Below are 3025 nucleotides of genomic sequence, written 5' to 3'. Positions count from 1 at the left end.
TCTGAATTTTAAAAAAGGTATGAAACAAGCAAGGAAAGGAGTAGGCTATAAAGCTGCAATAGAAGTACATACAACATTGTTTTCGAGAAGTAGTAACTTTTCAAAGGACAAAAAATTAGATGATGTTTTAGATTTGTCTGAAAGTACGAAAAAGTTACACCTTAATTTTGAAAATACGAAAATATTTTTACAACTAGCAAAATCTACTATTAGCACTAATCGAGTTAATTACAGTGATAATGAGTCTATAAGGATTGAGGTCGAATGACTTGAAATCAGCTAATTTCTCTATATTCTAAACAAACACATAAATGGGAGATGGGCTATGTTTAAAAGAATTAAACTAATCTTAATAGCAACGATAATACTATCAGGATGTTCAACTACCAATAACGAATCCAACAATGAAACAAAATCAGTACCAGAAGAAATGGAAGCTTCAAAATATGTAGGACAAGGCTTCCAACCACCTGCAGAAAAAGATGCGATTGAATTTGCGAAGAAGCATCGTAAAGAATTTGAAAAAGTAGGTGAACAATTCTTTAAAGATAACTTTGGACTAAAAGTTAAAGCTACAAATGTTGTAGGTAAAGATGATGGTGTAGAAGTTTATGTGCATTGCGAAGATCATGGCATTGTATTTAATGCAAGTCTACCTTTGTACAAAGATGCCATCCATCAAAAAGGATCAATGCGTAGTAATGACAACGGTGATGATATGAGTATGATGGTGGGTACAGTGCTGAGTGGCTTTGAATATCGAGCGCAAAAAGAAAAGTATGATAATTTATATAAATTTTTAAAAGAAAATGAAAAGAAATATCAATATACAGGTTTTACTAAAGAAGCAATTAACAAGACGCAAAACGTCGGGTATCAAAATGAATATTTTTATATTACATATTTATCAAGAAATTTAAAAGAATATCGTAAATATTACGAACCATTGATTCATAAAAAGGATAAAGAATTTAAAGAAGGTATGCAACGAGCTAGAAAAGAGCTAAACTATACTGCTAATACTGATGTTGTTTCTACACTTTTTTCTACTAAGAAAAACTTTACTAAAGACAATACAGTAGATGATGTGATTGAATTGAGTAATAAATTAAAAGATAAACCCAATATGCCTCAAAAATCTCAAGTTACTATTCAATTAGGAAAACCAAGTATAAATACTAAAAAGCCGTTTTATGACGATATAAATCCAATTGAAGGATGAGTGAATATAAAGTGATTAAAATAAATGATAGAGACATAGCAGAATTGAGCAGATATTGAGTTTATCAAGATATAAATGAAAAAAGATTTTAAAGTAAATGGAAAACGGTTCAAACAAATAGATTATTTTAATGATAAAAATAACGATAATATGAAAGATGCAGTTGATATAAAAACCTACGAGCTACTTAATGATCAGGGAGATCCAACTGGTCAAAAGATAATAATATATCAAGGAACATCTAAAGAGGCAATTAATCCAAATAATCCATTAAAATCATCGGGTTTTGGAGATGATTGGCTTCAAAATGCTAAATTAATGAATAATTAAATTAAAATAATAGATTTTTTAACGCAAGTATATGTACTTGAAGATTTATATATAGGTGAACTAAAAGATGCAAATAAATTAAGTGAGTATAACTATATGCAAAATGAAACTTATAAAAGCGCATAAATGGGTGATGAGATATGCTTAAAAAAGCAAAATTAATCTTAATAGCAGCACTAGTACTGTCAGGGTGCTCCACGATTGAAAATGAATCAAAAAAAGACAGAAATACAGAAACAAATACAGAAACGAAATCTGTACCAGAAGAAATGGAAGCTTCAAAATATGTAGGCCAAGGATTCCAACCGCCTGCAGAAAAAGATGCGATTGAATTTGCGAAGAAGCATAAAGATAAAATTGCTAAACGTGGCGAACAATTTTTTATGGATAACTTCGGTCTAAAAGTTAAAGCTACGAATGTTGTAGGTAGTGGCGACGGCGTAGAAGTATACGTGCATTGTGATGACCACGATATCGTATTTAATGCGAGTATTCCATTTGACAAATCAATTATTGACAGTGATAGCTCATTAAGAAGTGAGGATAAAGGCGATGATATGAGTACTTTAGTTGGTACAGTGTTGAGTGGTTTTGAATATCGAGCACATAAGGAAGAGTTGGATAATTTAACAGAAGTTTTAAAAGAATATAAAAGTAAATATAAATATACTGGTTATACTGAAAATGCAATTATGAAAACGCAGAATAGTGGTTTTAGAAATGAGTATTATTATTTGACTGCAATTCCATATACTTTAGATGAATATAAAAGGTATTTTCAACCCTTAATCAAAGAGGATGATAAGTCTTTTAGGGACGGTATGAGAAACTCAAAAAAACAACTTAAAGATAAATCACGTCCATATGTTGTTACAACTTTATTTAGTACTAAAGATAATTTTACTAAAGATAATACAATAGACGAGATGATTGATTTTTCTGAAGTACTAAAAAAGAAAAAGAATATTCCTCATGATTTGAATGTTTCTCTTCAAATTTCTAATAAATATATAAATACAAAAAGACCTAACTATAGTAAGAAGGAAGTAATAGAAGTAGGTGTATTTAATCATGAAAAAGCTAACACGAATGATTAAACTAATAACAATAAAAAGGTAGGTTCAAAAAAGCCATCTCAACAACAGTTAAAACCACAAACCAATCAAACCTATCCAACCAATGAACTCAAATCACCAATGTATCACTCTCCAATAATGTAACTATGATCTAATTAAAGCATAGTTATTGAGGTTTTGTGATATATAGTATAAAATTAATGAGAATTAAATTTAATAATGTAAAATTCATCTTCGGGGTCGGGTGTAATTCCCAACCGGCAGTAAATAAAGCCTGCGACCTGCTAGTATGTATCATATTAGTGGCTGATCTAGTGAGATTCTAGAGCCGACAGTATAGTCTGGATGGGAGAAGATGGAGGTTTTTTGTTGTGCAATAATCCTCCTATTCTTACGA

Annotated in this window: 3 protein-coding genes, 1 pseudogene and 1 riboswitch; all 4 genes and pseudogenes read left to right on the top strand. The window is 30.3% G+C overall.

The genetic code is table 11. The features are described from left to right. Positions 1–268: DUF1672 family protein (locus IDG60_RS09615; RefSeq protein WP_206160650.1), on the top strand; the 268-nt coding region annotated here is incomplete at its 5' end. 57 nt (positions 269–325) lie between these two features. Then, positions 326–1222 (top strand): DUF1672 domain-containing protein, encoded by an 897-nt coding sequence (locus IDG60_RS09610; protein WP_000476354.1) that lies wholly within the window; start codon positions 326–328, stop codon positions 1220–1222. A 71-nt stretch (positions 1223–1293) separates the two neighbouring features. Next, a pseudogene (locus tag IDG60_RS22270) lies at positions 1294–1654 on the top strand (hypothetical protein); the annotation flags it as partial. Positions 1655–1692: 38 nt separating this feature from the next. Beyond that, the gene (locus IDG60_RS09600) at positions 1693–2649 is read left to right on the top strand and encodes a DUF1672 domain-containing protein (RefSeq protein WP_000913227.1); all 957 of its coding nucleotides are present in this window, start codon (positions 1693–1695) and stop codon (positions 2647–2649) included. Between the two features lie 205 nt (positions 2650–2854). Next, a riboswitch (FMN riboswitch) is annotated at positions 2855–2989 on the top strand. The last annotated feature ends 36 nt before the right edge of the window (positions 2990–3025 follow it).

Source organism: Staphylococcus sp. EG-SA-2 (assembly GCF_017152085.1).
Note: the sequence above shows the minus strand (reverse complement) of the source record. Positions and strands in the feature narration are given on the sequence as shown.

What these genes read in the sequence shown, in the direction of transcription:
- IDG60_RS09610 (WP_000476354.1), top strand. Translation starts at nt 326, where the DNA reads ATGTTTAAAAGAATTAAACTAATCTTAATAGCAACGATAATACTATCA.
- IDG60_RS09600 (WP_000913227.1), top strand. Translation starts at nt 1,693, where the DNA reads ATGCTTAAAAAAGCAAAATTAATCTTAATAGCAGCACTAGTACTGTCA.